This window comes from Mycolicibacterium flavescens, from assembly GCF_001722335.1.
GTDB lineage: Bacteria > Actinomycetota > Actinomycetes > Mycobacteriales > Mycobacteriaceae > Mycobacterium > Mycobacterium flavescens.
In genome coordinates this window covers 57,696-75,592 of sequence record NZ_MIHA01000002.1, presented here as the reverse complement: position 1 = coordinate 75,592, position 17,897 = coordinate 57,696, and the positions used below count along the sequence as shown (strand labels likewise).

At 68.7% G+C, this 17,897-nt stretch carries 18 protein-coding genes; 5 read left to right on the top strand and 13 right to left on the bottom strand.

Annotated elements, in window-relative coordinates; all coding sequences use genetic code 11:
- Positions 1 to 23 precede the first annotated feature (23 nt).
- A complete protein-coding gene (gene eccD, locus BHQ18_RS02875) occupies positions 24 to 1,508 on the top strand; it encodes a type VII secretion integral membrane protein EccD (protein ID WP_069412079.1) in 1,485 nt (494 codons plus the stop codon).
- 2 nt (positions 1,509 to 1,510) lie between these two features.
- On the opposite strand, the gene eccB is transcribed toward eccD, so the two are convergent.
- Positions 1,511 to 3,010 carry a type VII secretion protein EccB gene (gene eccB / locus BHQ18_RS02870; protein ID WP_069412078.1) on the bottom strand — a complete coding sequence of 500 codons (1,500 nt, stop codon included), beginning with the start codon at positions 3,008 to 3,010 and terminating at the stop codon, positions 1,511 to 1,513.
- Positions 3,011 to 3,041: 31 nt separating this feature from the next.
- Here eccB and eccE point away from each other — a divergent pair, with 31 nt between their 5' ends.
- Together eccE and BHQ18_RS02860 are read left to right on the top strand one after the other, a co-directional pair.
- Positions 3,042 to 4,790, top strand: coding sequence for a type VII secretion protein EccE (gene eccE, locus BHQ18_RS02865; protein ID WP_411550513.1), 1,749 nt, complete (start codon positions 3,042 to 3,044; stop codon positions 4,788 to 4,790).
- A 12-nt stretch (positions 4,791 to 4,802) separates the two neighbouring features.
- Positions 4,803 to 5,522, top strand: coding sequence for a DUF5336 domain-containing protein (locus BHQ18_RS02860; RefSeq protein ID WP_131815645.1), 720 nt, complete (start codon positions 4,803 to 4,805; stop codon positions 5,520 to 5,522).
- Here the strand turns inward: BHQ18_RS02860 and BHQ18_RS02855 are convergent.
- The gene (locus BHQ18_RS02855; RefSeq protein WP_069412075.1) at positions 5,519 to 5,941 is read right to left on the bottom strand and encodes a prepilin peptidase; all 423 of its coding nucleotides are present in this window, start codon (positions 5,939 to 5,941) and stop codon (positions 5,519 to 5,521) included. The two genes, BHQ18_RS02860 and BHQ18_RS02855, sit on opposite strands and share 4 nt — an antisense overlap.
- Positions 5,942 to 6,329: 388 nt before the next feature.
- On the opposite strand from BHQ18_RS02855, the gene BHQ18_RS02850 reads away from it, so the two are divergent.
- Positions 6,330 to 6,833 carry a molybdopterin-binding protein gene (locus BHQ18_RS02850; protein WP_069412074.1) on the top strand — a complete coding sequence of 168 codons (504 nt, stop codon included), beginning with the start codon at positions 6,330 to 6,332 and terminating at the stop codon, positions 6,831 to 6,833.
- A gap of 4 nt (positions 6,834 to 6,837) precedes the next feature.
- Here the strand turns inward: BHQ18_RS02850 and BHQ18_RS02845 are convergent, their stop codons facing one another.
- The 7 genes from BHQ18_RS02845 to BHQ18_RS02815 form a co-directional block, all read right to left on the bottom strand.
- Positions 6,838 to 7,371, bottom strand: coding sequence for a hypothetical protein (locus BHQ18_RS02845; RefSeq protein ID WP_069412073.1), 534 nt, complete (start codon positions 7,369 to 7,371; stop codon positions 6,838 to 6,840).
- The gene (locus tag BHQ18_RS02840) at positions 7,368 to 8,447 is read right to left on the bottom strand and encodes an esterase-like activity of phytase family protein (RefSeq protein WP_234794056.1); all 1,080 of its coding nucleotides are present in this window, start codon (positions 8,445 to 8,447) and stop codon (positions 7,368 to 7,370) included. The genes BHQ18_RS02845 and BHQ18_RS02840 overlap by 4 nt, the downstream gene beginning before the upstream one ends.
- Positions 8,448 to 8,522: 75 nt before the next feature.
- Complete coding sequence (locus BHQ18_RS02835; RefSeq protein ID WP_069412071.1) at positions 8,523 to 9,299, bottom strand: shikimate dehydrogenase; 777 nt, start codon at positions 9,297 to 9,299, stop codon at positions 8,523 to 8,525.
- Complete coding sequence (locus tag BHQ18_RS02830) at positions 9,296 to 10,537, bottom strand: endolytic transglycosylase MltG (RefSeq protein WP_069412070.1); 1,242 nt, start codon at positions 10,535 to 10,537, stop codon at positions 9,296 to 9,298. Before BHQ18_RS02830 ends, BHQ18_RS02835 begins: the two co-directional genes overlap by 4 nt.
- Positions 10,530 to 11,075, bottom strand: a complete 546-nt coding sequence (ruvX, locus tag BHQ18_RS02825) for a Holliday junction resolvase RuvX (RefSeq protein ID WP_069412069.1) — start codon at positions 11,073 to 11,075, stop codon at positions 10,530 to 10,532. The genes BHQ18_RS02830 and ruvX overlap by 8 nt, the downstream gene beginning before the upstream one ends.
- Positions 11,076 to 11,079: 4 nt before the next feature.
- Complete coding sequence (alaS, locus tag BHQ18_RS02820; protein ID WP_069412068.1) at positions 11,080 to 13,776, bottom strand: alanine--tRNA ligase; 2,697 nt, start codon at positions 13,774 to 13,776, stop codon at positions 11,080 to 11,082.
- A gap of 114 nt (positions 13,777 to 13,890) precedes the next feature.
- Complete coding sequence (locus tag BHQ18_RS02815) at positions 13,891 to 14,292, bottom strand: secondary thiamine-phosphate synthase enzyme YjbQ (RefSeq protein WP_069412067.1); 402 nt, start codon at positions 14,290 to 14,292, stop codon at positions 13,891 to 13,893.
- A gap of 97 nt (positions 14,293 to 14,389) precedes the next feature.
- Between BHQ18_RS02815 and BHQ18_RS02810 the strand changes: the two genes are divergently transcribed.
- Positions 14,390 to 14,695, top strand: a complete 306-nt coding sequence (locus BHQ18_RS02810; RefSeq protein ID WP_069412066.1) for a GlsB/YeaQ/YmgE family stress response membrane protein — start codon at positions 14,390 to 14,392, stop codon at positions 14,693 to 14,695.
- 57 nt (positions 14,696 to 14,752) lie between these two features.
- Here BHQ18_RS02810 and BHQ18_RS02805 read toward each other — a convergent pair whose 3' ends face one another.
- The 4 genes from BHQ18_RS02805 to BHQ18_RS02790 form a co-directional block, all read right to left on the bottom strand.
- Entirely contained in the window at positions 14,753 to 15,226 is a 474-nt protein-coding gene (locus tag BHQ18_RS02805) for an SRPBCC family protein (RefSeq protein ID WP_069412065.1), read from the bottom strand.
- Positions 15,223 to 15,576, bottom strand: a complete 354-nt coding sequence (locus BHQ18_RS02800; RefSeq protein WP_069412064.1) for an ArsR/SmtB family transcription factor — start codon at positions 15,574 to 15,576, stop codon at positions 15,223 to 15,225. The genes BHQ18_RS02805 and BHQ18_RS02800 overlap by 4 nt, the downstream gene beginning before the upstream one ends.
- Positions 15,577 to 15,647: 71 nt before the next feature.
- Positions 15,648 to 16,976 carry a replication-associated recombination protein A gene (locus tag BHQ18_RS02795; protein WP_069412063.1) on the bottom strand — a complete coding sequence of 443 codons (1,329 nt, stop codon included), beginning with the start codon at positions 16,974 to 16,976 and terminating at the stop codon, positions 15,648 to 15,650.
- Between the two features lie 28 nt (positions 16,977 to 17,004).
- On the bottom strand, positions 17,005 to 17,838 hold the full coding sequence (locus BHQ18_RS02790; protein ID WP_069412062.1) for a DUF3097 domain-containing protein: 834 nt from the start codon (positions 17,836 to 17,838) through the stop codon (positions 17,005 to 17,007).
- Between the last annotated feature and the right edge of the window lie 59 nt (positions 17,839 to 17,897).

Below are 17,897 nucleotides of genomic sequence, written 5' to 3'. Positions count from 1 at the left end.
AATTCGCAGGAGGCTGACCGCGTTTGACCTTACCGCCGTCACTATCGGACCTGGATCCCGATTCCGAATCCGAACCCGATCTGAGCAGGCTGACCCTGGTGGTCGGAAGCCTGAAACTCGACGTCGGCCTACCGCCGGACGTGAGCATCGCCGAGTACATCGGCGACGTCGTCGACATCGCCAACGCGCAGGTGGCGCTCCGAAATCCAGCCGATGACCGGCATTTTGACGATCCCGACAATCAATGGACGCTGGCCCGCCTCGGCGGTGCGCCGATCGAACCGCGCCGTTCGCTGTCAGAGGCCGGCGTGTACGACGGTGAGCTTTTGGTGATTTGCCGAGCCGGGCAACCCCTCAGCCAGCTTCTGTTCGACGACGTGGACGCCGAGGGCGCCGGCGGTGGATCCGCCGTGTGGAGTTGGATTCGACGCGAGGGCGCTACGCTCACCGCCTTCGGCATCGCCGTGGCGGCGACGATCACCGTCGCCGCGCTGGTGCCGCGGTGGGCGGAGCGTCCTGTCGTGCCGGCTTCGATTCTCGGACTCGGGGTGCTGGGCATCGCGTTCGCCTGTCTGCTCGGGACCCGCGCCGCCGGTCCCGCGCGCTCGGCGTGGGTCGCCGCGACCGTTTTACCGCTGGTGTTCGGCGGCGCGTTGTATGTCGTCCCAGGGGGATTCGGCACCACGTCATTGCCGATGGCATTTGCCCTGACTGCGTTGGGATCACTTGTTGTGTTACTGATCTCGCGGTCAGGACGCGCGCTGCACACCGCAGTGATCGCTGCGTGCACCTTCGGCGGGGTGGCCTCGACCGCGATGCTGCTGACACAGCCACCGCCGCGCACCGTCGGAGCCATCATGGCGACGGCGGCGGTGATCGCGGTGTATCTGGCCCCCCGCGTCACGATCGCGCTGTCGAAGCTGCCGCTTCCTCGAGTGCCGACCGCGGGCGAACCACTCGATGACATCGAGACCCAGGGCGGTACCACGGTCGAAGGCGTGAACGCCGTCGGTAAGCAAATCATCCCGACCGAACAGGACCTCATCCGGCGGGTCCGCCGCGCCAACGAGTATCTGACCGGCATACTGGTCGCCGCCGCGGTCGCGGCCGTAGTGGGCAGCTACCTTGCCGCCGACGGCAGCGACGGGTTCTTCTGGCAGGGAACCGTTTTCGCTCTCGTCGTGGCAACGGTGCTGAGCCTGCGCGGGCGCCGGCACCACGACCTGGTGCAGTCGGCGGTGCTGATCGGAGCCGGTCTGACTTCCGCAATTGCCGTCATCGTCAAAACTGCTGTGCTGGTGGAGGACTGGCAAATAAAATCCGTGATCGCGTTGCTGATGCTGATGCTGATGGTCGCGACCTTCGGACTGGTGGCGCCGGCGCGGGAATTCTCGCCGGTGGCGCGCCGCTGGGTGGAGATCATCGAGTACATTGCGATCGGCCTGATGTTTCCGTTGTGCATGTGGATCATCCGGCTGTACGCGTTTTTCCGTGAGCTGCGAATCTGAGCTCAGTCGGGAAGCTGAACCGGGACGCCGTCCGGGTCGGCGGCCATGCCGTCGTGTGCGACGAGCGCGGCCTCCTGCGACAGCGCGGGCCCGGCGGGTAGCAGCGACAACACCGACCACGGCGCGCTCTGCGGCGCGTTGGTCCGCCCGTCAGGTAGCCGTACGCCGGTGACGCCGAGCGACTCGGCGGTGGGCGGGTCCTTGATGTGATGGCGCAATCCGGTGTCGGAAATGTAGAACAGCGGCCCGGCCGAATCGCTGTCCGGCAGCGTCCCGGTCGCCCGCACGTATTCGCCGTGACCCGGGACCAGATACACGAGGTCGACGGCGGGTCCGCTGCCGTCGGTCGACGCCAACCGCACCGGTTGTGCATCGATTGGCGTCGGAAGACGATGGCCGAACAGGAGTTTCGCGGTGGCCTCGGCGGCGGTGTTCGAGCGCTGCCATCCCATGCACACGACGCTGTCGGTGTCCGGTCCGACGATGCGCGGCGGCTCCGATGGGTAGTGGTCGACGCCGAGCCGGTGCACGATCGGCGTACTGGCGAGCGCGGCCGCGGCGATGTCACGGGCGTCGCCTGCGGTGGTCGGATTGCCGTAGCGGATGATGTCGGCGGTGGCCGCGGACACGGGCTGAAGGCCGTCGCGCAGCACGACATAGAGTTGCTCGCCGCGAGAGTCGACCGCCCGCACCATGGACCCGACAGGGTGGTCAGGCCCCAGCGCGGTGCTGGGCTCCCCCAACCCGTCGATCGTCACCGGGGTGATCGGTTCGACGAGCGGGAAGGTGTTGAGCAGCCCTGGTGACATCGGTCGGGCCGTCGCCCCCTGCAGGTGAAGGCCGTTGACCACAACGGGATCCGACAAGTCCACCGGTGCACGGACGCCGTCGTAGATGAGATAGCTGACACCGCCGGCCTCGGTGAGCACCGCCTCTCCCGGATCGGCGGCGCGCACGTCACCGTCCAGCACCGGATCACTGGCCAGCACCGCGGTGTGCAGGCTGACGGTGCCGGTGGTCTCGGTGACGCCGGGGGCCTGCAAGGTGTCGCACACCGTCCACGACGACATCGCGGTGTTGTCGGCGCCGCGAATACTCGTCGGCGCCCCGACGATGCCCACCATCGCGCCCCGCGGCAACGGGTTGAGGAACTTGTCGTCCACCTCCTCGGGGCTTTCGTTCGCACCGACGATCAACCGCGCCGAGGCCAGGTTCAGCACCGGATGCACCCGGTCCCCGATCCTGACGAACACCGCACCGCTGGACTTGCTCAACAGGATCTGCGCATCCCCGACACTTGGCGCCGGCTTGAAGAAAGCCAGCACGCCGCACGCGCCGGTGATCAACACGGCGATCACCACGCCCACGATCAACGCCCTCATCTGGCCACGCATCGGGTCGTGGATCATCCTCGAGTCACCCCGGATCAGAGCGTGCTCGAGTCGCCGAATCAAAAATCGGTAGCCGTTGACCTGCGCGCGCGTGGTAACTTGCGCTGGCATACGTAGGGTATAGCACGTCTTTCGAAACGCGGTGCGGCACTTGGCCTTAACAGCGAACAGAATCTCGACGCGGGGTGAGCACCGACGTCGCCCGTCAGAGGGCGTTCACCCAGTGTCCGCACGGGGCCCGCAGCTAAGGTCGTCGGTCGATGTCGGCTCGCACCGGCTGCTTCCGCTCGTCGACCTGGTCGCAGTGCAGATTGTGGTTGCTGTCGGGGTGGTTTCGGCGAGTCTCATGGGGCGGCCCGGGTGGCAGGGCGCAGTGGTCGGCCTTGTCGTGTCGGCGGCGTTCGTCGCACCGGTCCGTGGCACCAACGCGGCGCGCTCGATTGCGCTGCGCTGCGGCTATGCGATGGACCGGCGCCGCCGGCCGAGCCGGCACGGTGACGCCGAACCGTTCGACGTCACCGCAGCCGACGGTGAGCAGATCGGATTCCGCTGGGACGGCACCACTTTGCTGTCAGTGATCCGCATCGACGCCAACCCCCAGGCGCTGACCGTGATGGAGCCCGGGGTGACGGTGTCCGGCGAAATGGTCCGCGTCGGCACGCTCGTCGAGTGCCTTGAGCAGTTCGACATCAAACTCGACGCGATCGACATCATCAGCCACGGCGCGCGCTCCCACGGCCACACCGCAATCGCGGCGGTCTATGACGCCGTGCTGGGGCCCTTGCCCGCCATCGCGAACCGCACCGTCTGGATCGCGCTGCGCTTCGACCCGTCGCGCTGCCCGGACGCGGTCCGCCGCAGGGGCGGCGGACGCGAGGGTGTGATCCGCACCGCCACCACCGCCACCAGACGCGTCGCCAACCGGCTCATCGAGGCGGGACTGCGGCCCCGGATCCTGACCGCGAGCGGAATCGCGGCCGCGGCCAACCAACTCGCCGACGGCGTCAATCCGTCGACCGTCGAGGAGACGTGGGAAGACTGCCGCGACGGTCAGTTCCGGTTGTGCAGCTTCGCCATCGCACCCGAACTGCTGACCACCGAGGGGCTCGGGCTGCTCTGGACGGTCCCCAGCTACTCCACCACACTGTGCCTGTCGCTGCGCGAACACGACACCGAGGGCCTGATCCGGGTGCGGGGGTTGGCGCGCTTCGACGGTGACCGGACCGTTCCCGCAGCGCTGCCCGGTCTGATACCGCTTCGGGGCCTGCAGTTCTCGGCGCTGGCGAGCACCCTTCCGGTACCGCCGCCGGCACGCCAGATCGGACACTGGAACTACGGGCGGCCCGACCTCGAATTGCGCGGGTTGGCGGTGCCGGCGTCGGGTTGCGGACAGGTGATCGGAGCCGACGAGCAGGGTCGGGCTGTCGCACTTCCGGTGTTCGGCCCGCAGATCAGCCGAGTGGAGATCTGCGGAACCCTGCACCTCGCTCAGCAGGCGGTTCTGCGTGCGCTGGCGCTGGGGGCCCGGGTGTTGGTGCACAGCCGCCGCGCCCAGCAATGGCGCGACATGGTCGAGGTGATTGCGCGCCAGGATCTCTTGTGGGTCCCCGATTTCAACCGGGGCGCCATGCAGGCCGGCTCGGAGCGCAACTACAACGTGGAGGTCTTCGACGGTGTGAGCGAGCAGTCGGTGCGCGCCGGCGTGACGTGCATCGTGGTGGTGCCGCCGGGCACCCCGGCCTCACCCGACGCCGATGTCGCCCTCGAACTCATCTCGATGGAGCACGACACCGTCAAGGTCAGCACCCGATCCGGCGCCGCGATCGTGACGATGGTGGCCACCGATGAGGAGATGCGCTACCTCAGGGCGTCCGCCGACAGCTTCGACTGAGAGGAACTGATCGTGGCCTATTCGCCTGACAATTACGCACCTTCGACCCGACAGCCGTCGGGCAAGCCGCGCGCGCAGATGATGCTCGTCATCGTCGCGGTGCTGGGACTGTTCGCCTACGGCGTCGGCTTTGCCGACCCGGGTGAGGCGGCGCTGTGGTCGGTCCGGTTCGCCGCGGCCGCCGCGCTGATGGCCGTGTTCGGTCTGTTGTCGAGCGTCGGCCGCCTCGCAGTGGCGGTTGCGGTGCTGGCGGGCCTGGGATTTCTCGACGGGTTGTGGAGTGTGCTCGGCGGTGATGATCCGGGATGGGTCGCGGTGGTGCTCGTGGCGCTGGGTGCGCTGCAGACCGTGGCGGCGACGGCCGCTCTGCTGGTCGGCGACGCCGGTGACGAGCAGGCCGCACCCGCGGGCTATGAGGCGTATGTCGACTACTACAACAAGGCCGTCCGCAGCTATTACGACCAGCATGCACAGGCCGGCACCGAGCAGATGCCGCGCAGCGGTTACGGTCAGGGCCACGGCGCTGCGCAAGCGTCGACCGACGCCCAGTATGCCGGGTACGCGGACTACGCCGACCTCGGCCGTGCCGCACCGACGGTGTCGGATTCTCAATCCGCAGGACCGGCCGCTGCACGGCCCTCGGGACTGCCCAGCGTCGGACAGGCACCCGCGTCGGCGGACCGTTACCGTCCGGAGTCCGGGCAGTCCGCGCCGCCGTCCTCACCCGCTTAGATCAGCGCCGAGCCCGCCGTCAGCGCAGTGGCCAGGCACATCGATACACCATGCGGCACCGCGCCTTTCGTGTACGTGACCACGAGTAGAAGAGCCCAGGCAGCGGACAGGAGCGACGCCCCGAACGCAGCGAGCAGCCAGACGTCGATTCCGAACGCGCCGGTCAGCGCGCCGGTGCCCAGCGCCAGTTTCACATCACCGGCTCCGAGCGCCGCCGGCGCGATCAGGTGCACCGTGAGGTAGACGGCAAAAAGTGCGGCCGCCCCGGCCAGTGCGGGCAGACCCCTGCCGTGCAACGCCGCGACGGCCGGGATCACCACGGCACCGGTCAGCGTCAGCCCATTCGGCAGCCGCCGATGCCGGATATCGGAGACGCTGAGCGCCGTCAGCCAGACGACGGCACCGGCGACGAGTCCCACCCCCACCCTCGAAGGCTAAGCGTTGTCGACTACCCGATCACGCACCAATTCGGCTCGCCGATTTCCACGCGATGGCAGTGAAAATCGCCCACGGGCGACCCTGGCGTAGAACTCGGCGATCACGACGGGTGATTGCGAACACATCGGCGAACGCCAGCACGACACGCGTCGTCGTAGACAGTGACGAACTCCGATGGATAGGAAGGCCCGCCATGGCGACGAGCGCTTTTCCGTTGCGACACAGTGTGTTAGCCGCCGCGCTGCGAACTCTGCGCCGGGTGCCGACTTGGCGCATGCCCTCCGGTCACATACCGCGCCGCACCGAGGCGTTCTTGCAGGACGCGTGCATGGCCCGAGAGATGCACCGTCTCTAGGAACTGAGGCACCGATGATCTCGACAAGCAGCATCGGCGCGCTGGCGGTTGCGGTGATCCTGTCTGGTCAAGCGGGCACCGCAGATGCCGACAGCAGCGGCGCTGTCACCGTCTCGGGCGCGGTCACGACGCCGCGAACCTTCACCGCCGACTACCTGGCACATCCGACGTGCGGGACACATACCGTCGGGTTCGAGACGCCTGCGGGCCCGCGAAGCCATGTGTACCAGGCATGCCCGCTGGAACCCATGCTCGCCGACGCACGACCCATCGGGCGGCCGGCCGACAAGCACCCGTTTTTGACTCTCGGCATCCTCGCAGTCGGCGCCGACGGATACACCGCGGCTCTGTCATACGGTGACGTGTCCTCCACCATCGCACACCGGCCCGCGATGGTGGCGTGGGCCGAAGACGGAACGCTGCTGGACCGGCCGACGCTGGTCATGCCCGACGACGCCAGCGGCACCCGCTATGTCAAACAGCTCACCGAGATCCGCGTCGTTGCGCTGGCCGAGTAGTTGCTCAACAGCTCTCGACCACGTCGAGGGCGAGTAACCGTCGCAGCGGAATGACGATCTGCTCACCGTCGGCTTCCAGAGCGACCGCATCGCTGCGACCGGGCACCGGGGACCCGCACACAGAACCTTGCGATGTCGTCACCTCGATCCTGGGTGCACTCGGCGCCGGGCTGCCCGGTTGCGGCCACCACCAGGTCAACGCGGCCACCGCAGTCAGCGCGGCTGCGGCGAACGTGAGAGCGATCCCCACCCGAAGTCGCGAGATGGCCGCGGCACTGGTCCGGGGCTGCGTGATCACGGGGTGCGCGACGGTTGCGACCAGAAGGATTGCCGCGACGGCCATCGCGAAGCCGGCGAACGCCGCCATCGCGCCGGCCTCCTGCAACCAGTTCGGACGGGTGCGGCCCGAAACGTCGCCGCTGAGAACACCGCACAGGCCGACAAAGCCCAACACGGCGAGTTGAAGTGACTGCCACTCGCGCGCCGACTCCTGGACCCGGTTCCCGTACGGCCCGCCCGCGAACTTCCTGCCGGTCACAGCGCGAACGCCAGGAACTGGGTCACTTCGAAGGGCTGGAAGTTGTCGTCGCTGACCAGCACCACGGTCTGTCGGCCGTCGGGCAGCACCGGACCCAGGGTGATTCCTTCGATGTTGTCGAGCGGGGAGACGACGGCGGTGAGGTCGACGGCCGGTGACTTCACCATCGGCGTGACCGCGCCCAACGAGGACATCCCCAGCACGTCGGTGGCCAGGCCGACGTCGGCGCGGTGGAGCGTGACCGCGACGGCATCGGGAAGATTGGCTGCGCGTTCGATGACGAGCAGCGAGCTGTCCGAGAGCGCCAGAATGTCGGACACACCGTTCTGCCGTGTTCGCGGCGCCCCGCGCTCCACCTGATAGACATACTGCGCGACAGCGGTTTTCGTTTCGACGTCGAACTTGGTGATGCGGATCTGCGCGCCTGCTCCCTCATCCGCGACGGGGCCGTCCTGGTACAGCGGGTACTCCATGGCCGCGAACAGGTAGCGACCGTCGGGCGTCAGAGACAATCCCTCGAGAACGCCGTTGGGGCGCGGACCGCTGGTCTCCTCGGCTGTCAGGGCGAACGTCGGCGGCAGGACGAATTCCCCTCGGTACCTGCCGTCGAGGCTGGCGATCCTGATCCAGGGCTGCAACACCGCGGCGGGACCGTCGCTGACGAACCCTTCGGACGCCCAGTACAGCTGGCCGCGGGCACGGTCGAACGCGATCGCCTCGGCGTCGGGCGCCAGCACCGGTGGACGCGCCTCGATGTCGTTGGAACTGAACGGGTTTCCGGCCACGTCAAGCAGAGGCTGCGTGCTGAGAAAGTGGCCGCTGTCGACACCGCGCTCAGAGATGCCCAGCGCCACACGGTAGAAGCGGACCTCCCCGCGCTCGGCCTTGTTGTCGCTGATCGTGTAGTACACGTCGCGCTCCGGGTCGTAGCTGATCCCCGACAGGCCGCCGATCACGGTGTTGTCGAACACCGCGCCGCGCGGCGCCTGCCACTGACCCAGATACTGCGGTGTCGAGGCGTGGGCAGCCGGCGGTGCGATGGGAAGTGCCGCGGAGAGGGTCACAGCCGCGGTCACCGACAGAGCGGTCCTGCACGTTGAGTTCACACCTCTACTAACGGCGGACGGGGCCATCCGATTCAAATCGGGCCGTCACCGCAGTGCCGCTGCCATCGCCTCTTTCGGCGCGGGCATTCCGGTGAAGAGTTCGACCTGCGCGAAGGCCTGGTGCAGCAGCATCTGCAGACCGCTGATCACCCGCCCGCCCGCGTTCTGCACCGCCGCGGCCAACGGCGTCGGCCAGGGATCGTAGATCGCGTCGAGCAGGACCGGGACCGACACGGAGTCGGCGTACTGCGCGGCCACGTCGGCGGGGACGGTGCTCACGGCGACGTCGACGTCGGTCGTCGGCGTTCCCAGCGCCACCCATCGGGCCTCGGTACCGAGCCGCGTCGCGAGATCGACCAGAGGCGCGGCCTTGTCCGGGTTGCGCGCGGTGACCGTGATCCGCTGCACGCCGCGTTCGGCCAGCGCGACGATCGCCGCGGGCGCCGTGCCGCCCGACCCGATGACCAGACCGTGCCGGGCGGACACATCGCCGAGTGCGCCGCTCACCCCGTCGATATCGGTGTTGTCTGCGCGCCAGCCGGAGGCGGTGCGCACCAGGGTGTTCGCCGAGCCGACCAGCTCCGCACGCGCCGAGCATTCGTCGGCGACCTCGAGCGCGGCGAACTTGCCGGGCATGGTGACCGACAGTCCGACCCATTCCGGTCCTAGTCCGGCTACCAGGTCGGGCAGCTGTTCGGCCGAGCATTCGATGCGCTCATAGGTCCAGTCGGTCAGCCCGAGCGCCGAGTACGCCGCGAGATGCAGCTGCGGGGACCGCGAATGCGCGATCGGCTTGCCCAGAACGGCCGCCTTGCGGCTCATCGCGCCGAATCGAGGACACCGTTGCGCCGGGCCACCTCGATGTTCGCCAGATGCTGCTCGTAGTCGCGGGTGAACAACGTCGTGCCCTGCATGTCGACGGTGACGAAGTACAGCCAGTCCCCCGGTGCCGGCTGTTCGGCCGCGGCCAGCGCGGGCTGGCTCGGTGAGCAGATCGGGGTGGCCGGAAGCCCCGGGCGCACATAGGTGTTCCACGGGTTGCTCTGCGCCCGGTCGGCGTCGGTGGTGGCCACCTCGATCCGGTCCAGCGGATAGTTGACCGTCGAGTCGAACTCCAGGGTGCGGTTCTCGGCCAGCCGGTTGTAAATCACCCGGGCCACCTTGGCGAAGTCCTCCGGCGTGGATTCGCGCTGTACCAGCGAGCCGACGGTCAGGATCTCGTAGGGCGACATGTTCATCGCGGCCGCGGTGTCGAGCAGCCCGCCCTGGGCGTACTGCGACGCGCTGGCCGAGATCAACCTCGACAGGATGTCCTGAGCCTGCGCCGAGGGATCGATGTTCCAGGTGCCCGCGGCGATCAGCCCCTCGAGGCGACGGTGGTCGTCGCCCATCGCGACGACCGGACCGTTCGCCCACTGCGGCACCTGCAAAGCCTCCGGCGTCGCGGTGGAGGCGACCTCCATCAGCGCCTCCACGGGCACGCAGTTGCGCTCACCGTCGAGGTCCACGCATGTCGCCTTCGAGATCAACGACAGGATCCCGTCGGTGACCGCGTTGGTCTTGACGTCGCGGACGTCGTCGAGTTGCCGGCCCTCGGGGATGGTGAGCTTGCCGACCCTGTTCTGCGGATCAGCCAGGCGCTCAACGGCATTGGCGGCAGAGATCTCGGTGCGCACCTTGTAGAAGCCGGGTTGGATCTCGGAGATCGCGGTGTTGCCCTCGGCGGCGTCGACGAACGCGCTGGCGGTCGCGACGACCTTGTTCTCCTGCAGCGTCCTGCCGATCGCGGTGGTGGAGTCGCCGTCGTGCACCTGGATGACCACGTCGTTGAGGCCTTCGCCGCTGAAGTCGTTGCTGCCGAACAGCGAATGCCACAGCTTGGAGCCGAGGAACACCGCGACCACGACCACCACGATCAGCATCGCGACCGCGAACCCGGCCGCCAGCCGGCGTTTGCGGCGACCGCGCGCCTCGCGGATGCGGTCGGCGCGGGTCATCCGGCGCCGCGGCGGACCGACCGCCACGGGTTCGGCGCGCTCCCGGCTCCAGTGGTTAGTCATCTGTGACCTCTCCATGCACGGCGTCGTGATCGCTCGGTTCTTGCGAGCGCGCGGCGGCGCGCCGTTGGTCCAACCAGTTCTGCAGGATGCCGACCGCGGCGGCCTGGTCGATGACCGACCGTTGGCCCCTGGCCCGCACACCGGCCTCGCGCAGCGAGCGCTGCGCCACCACGGTGGTGAGCCGTTCGTCGGCCAACCGCACCGGCGTGGGCGCGATCCGCCCGGCCAGCGCGTCGGCCAGCGCGACGGCGTCCTGGGCCGAGGACCCGGAGCGGTCGGCGAGCGTGCGCGGCAACCCGACCACGACCTCGACCGCGTCGAGGTCTTTGATCAGGGTGGTGAGTCGGCGCAGGTGCCGACCGGTGCGCTCGCGGCGCACGGTCTCCACGGGGGTGGCCAGGATCGCGTCGGGATCGCTGGCGGCCACGCCGATGCGCACGGTGCCGACGTCGATGCCGACCCGACGGCCCCGGCCCGGATCGGGTGGGTTCAGTGAACTCCCCGGCCGATCCGGCAGGCGGTCGTCGGTGTGGACCACTCGGTCAGCTCCGGTCGATCTCTGCGCGGAGCGCGGCCAGTGCCGCGTCGATCCCCGCCGCCCCCTTGCCGGAACCCTGCGCCAGATCGGCCTTTCCGCCGCCGCGGCCGTTGACCGCCGCGCCCAGCGTCTTGACCAGATCGTTGGCGCGCAACCCGAGGTCCTGCGCGGCCGCGTTGACGGCCACCACGAACGGCACGCTGTCCTCGTCGCCCTCGGCGATCAACGCCACCACGGCCGGATCGCTGCCGAGTTTGCCGCGGATGTCGCCGACGAGCGTGCGCAGGTCCCCAGCCGACATCCCGCCGGCCATCCGCTGCGCCACCAGTCGGACTTTACCGACAAGTTCCGCTCCGGCCACGGCATTCACCGCCGCGGCGCGCGCGTTCGCCAGCCGGAGCCGGTCCAGTTCCTTCTCGGCGGACCGCAGCCGTTCGACGAGGTTGGCCACCCGGGCCGGCACCTCCTCGGAGGGCACCTTCAACGTCGACGCCAGCCCGGCCATCAGCGCCCGTTCCTTGGCCAGGTGGCGGAACGAGTCCAGACCGACGTAGGCCTCCACGCGGCGCACCCCCGAACCGACCGAGGACTCGCCGAGGATCGTCACCGGCCCGATCTGCGCGGAGTTGTGCACGTGGGTGCCGCCGCACAGCTCGATTGAGAACGGGCCGCCGATCTCGACCACGCGGACCTGGTCGGGGTACTGCTCACCGAACAGCGCCATGGCGCCCATCGCCTTGGCCTTCTCCAGCTGCGTGGTGAACGTGTTGACCTCGTAGTCGGCTTCGACGGCCTGGTTGGTGACCTCTTCGATCTGGCTGCGCTGGTCCTCCGACAGAGCCCCCTGCCAGTTGAAGTCGAACCTCAGATAGCCGGGCCGGTTCAGGGAGCCGGCCTGGACAGCGTTGGGCCCCAGCACCTCTCGCAGTGCGGCGTGCACCATGTGGGTTCCCGAGTGCCCCTGGGTGGCGCCGTGCCGCCAGCGCGGATCGACCGCGGCGACGACGGTGTCACCTTCGACGAACTCGCCGGATTCGACGCGCACGCGGTGCGCCCACAGCGTCTTGGCGATTTTCTGCACGTCGGTCACCGCGGCCTTGGCGGCGCTGGAGGTACCCGCGCCGGAGATCGCACCCTCGTCGGCGATCTGGCCGCCGGACTCGGCGTAGAAGGGGGTGCGGTCGAGGATCAACTCGACGCGGTCGGGTGCCGGCCCGCCGCTGTCATGGGAGACCACCGGCACCCGTTCACCGTCGACGAAGATCCCGAGAATCCTTGCCTCGGAGGACAGCTCGTCGAAACCGGTGAACTCGGTGGGACCCGCGTCGACCAGGTCGCGGTACGCGGACAGGTCCGAGTGCGCCTGCTTGCGCGCGGCGGCGTCGGCCTTGGCACGCGCCCGCTGCTCGGCCATCAGGCCGCGGAAGCCTTCCTCGTCGACGGTCAGGCCGTGCTCGGCCGCCATCTCCAGGGTGAGTTCGATCGGAAAGCCGTAGGTGTCGTGCAGCGTGAACGCGTCGGAGCCCGAGAGCACCGTCGCCCCCTTGGCCTTCGTCGCCCCGGCGGCTTCGTCGAACAACCGCGAACCCGAGGCCAGCGTGCGGTTGAACGCGGTCTCCTCGGCCACCGCGATGCGCTGGATGCGGTCGAAGTCGGTGACCAGTTCGGGGTAGGACGGCCCCATGGCGTCGCGCACGGTGGTCATCAGTTCGGCCATGATCGGTTGTTCGACACCGAGCAGTTTGGCGGCGCGGATGATCCGGCGCAGCAGTCGGCGCAGCACGTAGCCGCGGCCCTCGTTGCCGGGGCTCACTCCGTCGCCGATGATGATCGCCGAGGTGCGGCTGTGGTCGGCGATGATGCGGTAGCGCACGTCGTCGGTGTGGCTGCCCTGCCCGTACCCGCGCGGCGCGATCCCGGCGACCAGGTCGATGACCGGGCGCACCAGGTCGGTCTCGTAGACGTTGTCGACGCCCTGCAGCAGGCAGGCCACCCGCTCGACGCCCATACCGGTGTCGATGTTCTTGCGCGGCAGCGGACCGAGGATCTCGAAGTCCTCCTTGGAGGTGCCCTCGCCGCGCTCGTTCTGCATGAACACGAGGTTCCAGATCTCGATGTACCGGTCCTCGTTGGCCTCGGGGCCACCCTCGACGCCGTACTCGGGGCCGCGGTCGTAGTAGATCTCCGACGACGGGCCGCACGGTCCGGGAATACCCATCGACCAGTAGTTGTCGGCCATCCCGCGCCGCTGGATCCGCTCGGCCGGCAGCCCGGCGACCTCCTGCCACAGCGTGATCGCCTCGTCGTCGTCGAGATACACCGTCGCCCACAGCCGCTCCGGGTCGAACCCGTAGCCCCCCGCGTCGACCGGGTTGGTCAGCAGGGTCCAGGCGAACTCGATCGCGCCCTTCTTGAAGTAGTCGCCGAACGAGAAGTTGCCGGCCATCTGGAAGAACGTGTTGTGCCGGGTGGTGATGCCGACCTCGTCGATGTCGGGGGTGCGGATGCACTTCTGCACGCTGACCGCCCGGTTCCACGGCGGGGTCTGCTGACCGAGGAAGTACGGCACGAACTGCACCATGCCCGCGTTGACGAACAGCAGATTGGGGTCGTCGAGTATGACCGAGGCGCTCGGCACCTCGGTGTGGCCCGCTTTCACGAAGTGATCGAGGAAGCGCTTCCTGATCTCGTGTGTCTGCACGTTCGATTCATCCTTGCGTTCGCCGGTACCTGCGACTATTCGACCGCACTACAGTACCGGTCGCGGTTGTCGCACCGGAAAGCCAACGAACGGGCGCGGGCCGCAGTGCCCGCGTCACCCCGTGATGAAGCTCAACCGCACATTGCGCTGCGGGTTGTCCCGGTTGAGGTCGACGAGCACGACGCTCTGCCAGGTGCCCAGCAGTGGTTCGCCGTTCTGCACCGGCACCGTCACCGACGGTGACACCAGGGCGGGCAGCACATGGTCGGCGCCGTGTCCCGGTGAGCCGTGCGCGTGGCGGTACCGGCCGTCGCGCGGGAGCAGGTTCTCGAGGGTGTCGACCAGGTCGTCGTCGGAACCGGCACCGGTCTCGATGATCGCCACACCGGCGGTGGCGTGCGGCACGAACACGCTGCACAGGCCGTCGCCGCGGGGACCGCAGAACGAGCGCACGGCGTCGGTCAGGTCGATGATGCGCCGTTGGCCGGTGTCGATGGTGAGCACGTCGGAGTCCACCTGTCCGAGCCTACGAGGCGTGCCGTCATTTGACGCACCCGTTTATTGACGAGGGGGTCGGGGTATTTCACCGCCATCCCGACAGCTTGGAGGACAGATGACCATCACCGGCATTATCACCGCAATCCTGATCGGCATCGTGGTCGGCGTGCTCGGCCGCCTGGTGTTACCCGGCAGGCAACCCATCGGCATGTTGGTGACCATCCTTGTCGGCATCGTGTCGGCGCTCATCGGCACCGCGATCGCCCGCGCGATCGGCATCCCGACCGCGACCGGCGGCATCGACTGGCTCGAACTTTTGGTGCAGGTCGTCGTCGCGGCCATCGGCGTGGCGCTGGTCGCCTCCCTGATGGGGCGTCGGCGCACCGGCGTGACCGGCACCCGGCGCGGCGTTCTGCGGTAACCGGAGTCCGGCGATCCCGGCCCCTCCCCTCGGCGGCCGGGGTCGCCCCCTGCGGGCTCAGCGCCGGGCGAGCAACTCGTCGAGCTTCTCGTAGCCCTCGGTCATGCCGCCCTCCATTCCCGACGACAGCAGCGCGTCGCGCGCGTCGGTGTTCGGACAGATCGATCGACCGCGCAGTCGGCTGCGGCCGCCGCCGAGGTCCTCGAACCACAGGTACTCCAGGTTCACCATGTCCGGTGCGCCGTCGAATTCGAAGGTCTGCAGGATGAACTCGTTGTCGCGCACCGTGTGGAAGGTGCCGTTGAAGCGGTACTCCCCACTCTCGTCGGAGTGCACGTAGCGGTAGCCGCCGTGGGAGCGGAACTCCCATTCGTCGATCGTCATCGCCAGACCGCGCGGCCCGAGCCACTGTTTGACGACTTCCGGGTCGGCGTGCGCCCGGAACAGCGCCTCGACCGGCGCGTCGAACTCGCGGGTGAACTCCATCGCCAGGGTGTCGACGGGGGCGGTCAGGTTGAGTGCGTTGGTCATTCGTCGGTTCCTTTCTCGGTGTTCAGCTCCGCCAACACGGTGTCCAGTCGGCGGTAGTTGCGTTCGGCGTCGAGTCGGTAGCGGTCGATCCACGCGGTCAGCCGTTCGAGCGCGGCGGCGTCCAGGTGCACGGGCCGCCGCTGCGCATCCCGGGTCCTGGTGACCAGACCCGCCTGCTCGAGGACCTGAATGTGTTTGGACACCGCCTGTTTGGTGATGTCGAACGGTTCGGCCAACTCGTTGACCGTGGCCGGGCCTCGCGACAGTCGTGCCACGATCGCACGCCGCACGGGGTCGGCCAGCGCCAGAAACGCACGGTCCAGAGCGGCGTCGTCGACCCCAGTAATCAATATCTCCTTTGATAAACCAATTGGTTGATTAAACGATAGAACGCGGGTTCCCGGCGGGTCAAGAGTGGATCTCAGCGCTTGCGGCGGATGATGGCGCGCAGTTTCTCCAGGCGCGTGCCGATCTCGCGCTCGGTTCCGCGCCCGGTCGGCCGGTAGTAGTCGACGCCGACCAGCTCGTCGGGCGGATACTGTTGCGCCACAACACCGTCGGGATGGTCGTGGCTGTACTTGTAGCCGACGGCGTTGCCGAGCTTCTCGGCCCCGGAGTAGTGCCCGTCGCGCAGGTGCGGCGGGACCAGACCGGCCTTGCCGGCGCGGATATCGGCCATCGCCGCGCCCAGGGCGGTCGTCACGGCGTTGGACTTCGGCGCGGTCGCCAGGTGCACGGTGGCGTGGGCCAGGGTCAGCTGCGCCTCGGGCATGCCGATCAACTGGACCGTCTGGGCGGCCGCGACAGCGGTCTGCAGCGCCGTCGGGTCGGCCATCCCGATGTCCTCGCTGGCCAAGATCATCAGTCGACGGGCGACGAAGCGCGGGTCCTCCCCCGCGACCAGCATCCGCGCCAGGTAGTGCAACGCGGCGTCGACGTCGGAGCCGCGCACCGATTTGATGAACGCGCTGATCACGTCGTAGTGCTGATCGCCGTCGCGGTCGTAGCGGACCGCGGCCTTGTCCAGCGACTGTTCGATGATCTCGACGGTGACGTGCTCGGTGGCCTCGGAGGCGACCTCCAGCGCGGTCAGTGCCCGACGGGCATCACCGGCGGCCAGTTGCACGATCAGTTCCACGGCGTCGTCGTCGACCTTCACCGCGCCCGCGAGGCCGCGCCGGTCGTCGATCGCGCGGCGCACCAGCGTCCGGATCGCGTCGGCGGTCAGCGGCTGCAACTGCAGGATCAACGACCGCGACAGCAGCGGCGCGACCACAGAGAACGACGGGTTCTCGGTGGTGGCCGCGACCAGCAGCACGATCCGGTTCTCGACGGCGGACAGCAGCGCGTCCTGCTGGGTCTTGGAGAACCGGTGCACCTCGTCGATGAACAGCACGGTCTGCTCACCGTGCGCGGCGGCGCGGCGCGCGACGTCGATGACCGCGCGCACCTCCTTGACCCCGGCCGACAGCGCGGACAGCGCCTCGAAGCGGCGGCCGGTCGCCTGCGAGATCAGCGATGCCAGCGTGGTCTTGCCGGTGCCGGGCGGGCCGTAGAGGATGACCGACGCCGCACCTGAGCCCTCGGCCAGCCGGCGCAGCGGCGAGCCCGGCTGCAGCAGATGATCCTGCCCGACGACCTCGTCGAGGTGCGCGGGGCGCATGCGCACCGCCAGCGGCGCCGACGCACCGACGGGACCCGTCGCGGTGGCGGGGGCCTCACCGGGAACGTCGAACAGACCGTCGGACACGTGTTCTGCTTACCACGGCCGACCGTGATCAGTCGCCGGGCGCGGTCACGAAGTCGATCAGCTCCTCGACCCGGCCGATCAGGGCGGGTTCCAGGTCGTTCCAGTCCCGCACCCGTGCCCTGATCCGCTGCCACGCCCTGGCGATGTCGGCTTGTTCGCTTGCGGGCCAGCCCAGTTCGCGGCACACGCCCTTCTTCCAGTCCACGCCCTTGGGGATCACCGGCCATGACGCGATGCCCAGCCGCTCTGGTTTGACGGCCTGCCAGATGTCGATGAACGGATGCCCGACGACCAGCGTGTGCTCGCCGCCCGGGCCGCGGCGAACCGCGTCGGCGATGCGGGCTTCCTTCGATCCGGTGACCAGATGGTCGACGAGCACGCCGAGCCGCCGGCCCGGGCCGGGACGGAAGTCGGCGACGATCGCACTCAGATCGTCGACGCCGCCGAGGTACTCGACGACGACACCCTCGATCCGCAGGTCCTCACCCCACACCTGCTCGACGAGTTCGGCGTCGTGGCGGCCCTCGACGTAGATGCGGCTGGCCAGCGCCACCTTCGCGCGTGCGCCCTGGACCGCGACCGAACCCGACGCGGTGCGGGTCTTGGTCGGCGCGCTGCGTTTCGGCGCGGTCAGGATGACCGGTTTGCCGTCGATCAGGTAGCCGGGCCCGACCGGGAACGGTTTACGCCGGCCGTGGCGGTCCTCGAGTTCCATCCGGCCGTACTCGACGCGCACCACCGCGCCGACGTATCCGGTCTGGGCGTCCTCGACCACCATCCCGATCTCCACCGGCTGTTCGGTGGAGCGGGGTTTGCGTCGGTTGTTGCCGGCGAGGACATCGGAGCCATAGCGATCAGCCACCGCGTGATCGTAGGGTCACTTCCTTCGGCGAGCAGACGCAAAGTGCCCCCGACACGCCG

Bases quoted from the DNA above. Each gene is read 5' to 3' on its own strand.
- eccB (WP_069412078.1), bottom strand. From the start codon at position 3,010: ATGCCAGCGCAAGTTACCACGCGCGCGCAGGTCAACGGCTACCGATTT.
- BHQ18_RS02810 (WP_069412066.1), top strand. From the start codon at position 14,390: ATGACCATCACCGGCATTATCACCGCAATCCTGATCGGCATCGTGGTC.
- BHQ18_RS02850 (WP_069412074.1), top strand. From the start codon at position 6,330: ATGATCTCGACAAGCAGCATCGGCGCGCTGGCGGTTGCGGTGATCCTG.
- BHQ18_RS02835 (WP_069412071.1), bottom strand. From the start codon at position 9,299: ATGAGCCGCAAGGCGGCCGTTCTGGGCAAGCCGATCGCGCATTCGCGG.
- BHQ18_RS02830 (WP_069412070.1), bottom strand. From the start codon at position 10,537: ATGACTAACCACTGGAGCCGGGAGCGCGCCGAACCCGTGGCGGTCGGT.
- BHQ18_RS02805 (WP_069412065.1), bottom strand. From the start codon at position 15,226: ATGACCAACGCACTCAACCTGACCGCCCCCGTCGACACCCTGGCGATG.